This is a genomic window from Chamaesiphon sp. OTE_20_metabat_361 (genome assembly GCF_031364565.1).
Window position 1 is genome coordinate 1 of the sequence record NZ_JANLWO010000313.1, and the last position, 3,618, is coordinate 3,618.

The 3,618-nt window shown below is 46.9% G+C and carries 4 protein-coding genes; 2 read left to right on the forward strand and 2 right to left on the reverse strand.

Annotated features, from left to right (window positions below):
• Window position 1 precedes the first annotated feature (1 nt).
• Window positions 2–172 carry an NAD(P)H-quinone oxidoreductase subunit O gene (gene ndhO / locus RMO35_RS09275; RefSeq protein ID WP_309740483.1) on the forward strand — a complete coding sequence of 57 codons (171 nt, stop codon included), beginning with the start codon at window positions 2–4 and terminating at the stop codon, window positions 170–172.
• 105 nt (window positions 173–277) lie between these two features.
• Here ndhO and RMO35_RS09280 read toward each other — a convergent pair whose 3' ends face one another.
• Complete coding sequence (locus tag RMO35_RS09280) at window positions 278–403, reverse strand: photosystem II protein Y (protein WP_309728675.1); 126 nt, start codon at window positions 401–403, stop codon at window positions 278–280.
• Window positions 404–615: 212 nt separating this feature from the next.
• Window positions 616–1,287, reverse strand: a complete 672-nt coding sequence (locus RMO35_RS09285; protein WP_309740477.1) for an MBL fold metallo-hydrolase — start codon at window positions 1,285–1,287, stop codon at window positions 616–618.
• Between the two features lie 130 nt (window positions 1,288–1,417).
• On the opposite strand from RMO35_RS09285, the gene RMO35_RS09290 reads away from it, so the two are divergent.
• The gene (locus tag RMO35_RS09290) at window positions 1,418–2,959 is read left to right on the forward strand and encodes a site-2 protease family protein (RefSeq protein ID WP_309740480.1); all 1,542 of its coding nucleotides are present in this window, start codon (window positions 1,418–1,420) and stop codon (window positions 2,957–2,959) included.
• Window positions 2,960–3,618 lie beyond the last annotated feature (659 nt).

Here is a 3,618-nt window from a genome sequence, read left to right on the forward strand (position 1 = left end):
TATGCTGGCAAACAGTCTCGAAGCTAAAGCTAGTGACGCCAGATTTCCCAAATATTTATTTGAAACCAAAGGTGAGGTGTTAGATCTCCGAGGGGACTACGCGCTAGTTAAATTCGGGCAAGTGCCAACACCAAACATTTGGCTCCGACTCGACCAGCTAGAAGGATTTTAAGCTAGCTGCGGCGATCGATGTCTGCCTGGACACAGATGAATGCTCGGAGAATGATGGCAATAATGGCACCATTCCACTACCGACAAAAACCAGTAGATATTTCTATTAGTTTTTGTCGCGTAAGAGTTCTTTAATTTGTCTGAGGGCGGCTGGCAAAATATTGAAAACAGCCCAACCAGCCGCAGCAGCTAGAGGAGCAAGCACGATTAACAGCCGAAAGTCGAAGTCCATAGTTGTTTTCCTAAATTAAAAGTAAAAGCTTTGTCGCTCACTAAAGATCGCCTACTTACTTTAGCAGAATTAGGGACTGGTATTGGATTCATCCCTAAATTGACAAGTTGTAAGTGTTGTGGTGTGAAGTATGGATTTGGGGAGGGAAAGCGAGCTGAGTATTGACGAAGCTTCGCCAACGTCGCTCGCGTTCCACCCAGAGCAGTCGAGAGTTACACTGCTGAGCGGTCGCGATCGATTTTAATTGTGCCGCGACCGCGTAATAAGCCAGTATTCGCACCCGGACAGATATGGCTCAGCGGTTGTAGGGCGGGAAAATGTTGCCAAATAGCGGCAACGCTGCGAAGCTGGCGCGGCCAATGAAAAGTCTTGGGAGTACGGATGGGTACGGCAGCACCTAAGTGGTCCGGCAATAAATGCCGACCTGTAAACAATACACCACCAGCCTCAGCATAATAGACACAAAAAGATCCGGGTGAATGTCCGGGAGTCCAAATTGCGTGTATGCTATCGTTAATACTAATTTTAGACTCAAAAGTCGTAACTTTTAGTCCTGGAAGTAGGTAGGCTTCTTGTTCTTGTACGACAACTTCACAGTTAAATTCAGAGACGATCGCTGGAGTTTGACCGATGCCCCCCCGATGGGTAATTGCTAACGAACGAATGCCACCACGATCGCGGACAAACTGGCGATTGACATCATTCCAAGCGGGACTATCGATTAAGATATTGCCATTGGGAGTGACGATCGCGTAAGCAGTCCCGCCGAGGGTATCACGGTTGGGGGGAAAAGCAAAGATACCTGGTAGAATTTCTGTTGGCGGTTTAGTGACAGGAGTTGTAATTGATAGTGATGGGTTAGATAAGTTTGATTCGGGCGGCATAAAGAGTTTAAATAAAGTTGAGCAATTGCTAAGACTGCTGCGGTTGAAGCCTGGGTGACGAGTGCTTCAATCGCAAATCGATGGCAACAACTAGTTCTCTGTTTCGATCGATTAATTAGTAATTTTATTCATGTGGTTGTCTCTACTATTCATCTTAATCTTAGCGGGCGTCTTGACATATATCATTCTGGATCGAACTGTCAGTCAGGTGACTGTAGTGCCGCTCTGGATTTTGTGGGCGATCCTGATGATTCCACCCTTGTTGACGGGTGCGACAGTAACGTGGAGTAAGCAAGTTCCACCGTTGCCAATTTTGATTGTCGGCTGCTCCATGTGCTGGTTTCTCTACTGGCGGTTGCTCGACTGGCGGCGACCGAGATCGCGATCGATCGACCCGGTTGCTGCTCCTACCGATCCAGCCCTGCTCCAAGCGATCGATTCGCCAGTTTTAGCGCCAGCCGAAGACCCAGCAACGACCACCCTAGCAGAGACTGAGCCAGCTACTAGCGCTCGACCGATCGAAGCTCACGAGGAGGCGATCCTCAAGACCTGTTTTGCTTGGAATGTGTTTTTTCTTGAAAAAATTGAATATCGCCCCCAAGCCGTCTTATGTCGCGGTAAATTGCGAACCGATCCCGATACCGCTTATGCGACCCTCAAACATAATGTGGAAGATTTATTCGGCGATCGGTTTTTTATTTTATTTCAATATAGCTTATCGACAGGCAAGCCCTTTTTTGCCCTCGTCCCCCGCCCCCAGCAGACCCTAATTACCGGATCGCAACGGTGGCTCGATGGCGCGATCGCGATGGTATTATTAATGCTCACATCGATTCCGACGACCTATTTTGGTGCGGCGCTAGCCCGGTTGCCCCAAGGCGATATCGGCGAGATTCTTCAAGCGGGTTTACCCTATGCGATGAGCCTTATTTCGATTTTAGGATTGCATGACTTAGGGCGTTATTTGGTCGCGCGATTTTATCAGATCGACACCAATTTACCCTATTTTATTCCATTACCATTTTGGCCGGGTACTTATGGCTGTCTGGTGCAAATGCGATCGCCCATTCCCAACCGCAAAGCCGTGTTCGATCTGGGCTTTGGGGCGTCGATTTTCGGACTGGCGATCGCGATTCCATTGTTACTGTGGGGGCTGAGCCAATCAGAGATCGTACCGATCGAACTCAAGTCCACCTTGTTATCTTTTCACGCATTCGACCCGCGCTTTTCGATCTTGCTGACATTATTGAGTAAGTTAGCATTAGGCAGTAGATTTGTCGCCGAACGCGCGATCTCATTGAATACAGTCGCGATCGCCGCTTATATTAGTTTCCTAGTAATCACGGTCAAATTGATGCCCTTACGCCGACTCGATGGCGGCTACATCGTGCATGGGATGTTCGGTCAAAAAACCAGCGCGATCGTCTCCCAGCTAAGTAAGCTAATCTTATTCATTCTCGGCGTAATTCGGTTTAGATCTTCAGATGGGAATACCGATCTGCTATTTTTAGCAATTTTCGTATCGCTCATCCCCGCGATCGACGAACCCGCACTCAATGATGTCTCCGATCTAAATCACTGGCGAGATGCCCTAGGTATCGGCATCCTAGCCATTTTAATCCTCACGCTCATTCCCGTACCAGCAATCTTAAGCCAGTTACTAAATATTTAGAGATCCTGCTTTTATGGTTTAGGTGTGCTCTAGTTTCATTCTTCAGCCCAACCTACAGATCTCTAACTGTCGATCGGTGTAGACCTAGGGTACCCACAGATCCGGGTTCTGCCTCCGCTAAGAAGATCGCAACTCACTAATATCTAACATTTGCCGCTGCGCTGAGTACAATCACTTATCGATCTAAAATCATACAAATTGTCAAGAAACCCTGACAATTACCACAGCCCAAACGACGCAAATTCGTTAAACCCCAGAAATTGAAGGCGATCCCCCCTTGACTAACTAGGGCAAAGTTTTGTTAAATGGATTAAAGAAACATCAATTATTAATAACTAACAACAACCTATAACTGGTTCGGAAACTAGTAACTTAAATTAACAGATGTATTTTTAAAGATCGCAATTTAGTCACCTGCAATCGAGCTACACCCTCGACTGAGCAGACTCTAGAAATTTAATAAACAGCTTAAAGATAGTTAGGTCAGTAATCCACTGACTAACGATAGCAACTTTTACAGATGACAACAAGTGTAGATACAAGTTCGCTGAATTTGCTATTTCCACATTATTCGGAGGTCAGATCGTGGCGACAGATAACGCATTAGAAGAAATGACCCTCAGACAACTACGCCGCGTGGCGAGTGTGTGTGGAGTGTC

Excerpts from the sequence above, each read along its gene's own strand:
- ndhO (WP_309740483.1), top strand. The coding sequence starts at position 2 with ATGCTGGCAAACAGTCTCGAAGCTAAAGCTAGTGACGCCAGATTTCCC.
- RMO35_RS09280 (WP_309728675.1), bottom strand. The coding sequence starts at position 403 with ATGGACTTCGACTTTCGGCTGTTAATCGTGCTTGCTCCTCTAGCTGCT.
- RMO35_RS09285 (WP_309740477.1), bottom strand. The coding sequence starts at position 1,287 with ATGCCGCCCGAATCAAACTTATCTAACCCATCACTATCAATTACAACT.
- RMO35_RS09290 (WP_309740480.1), top strand. The coding sequence starts at position 1,418 with ATGTGGTTGTCTCTACTATTCATCTTAATCTTAGCGGGCGTCTTGACA.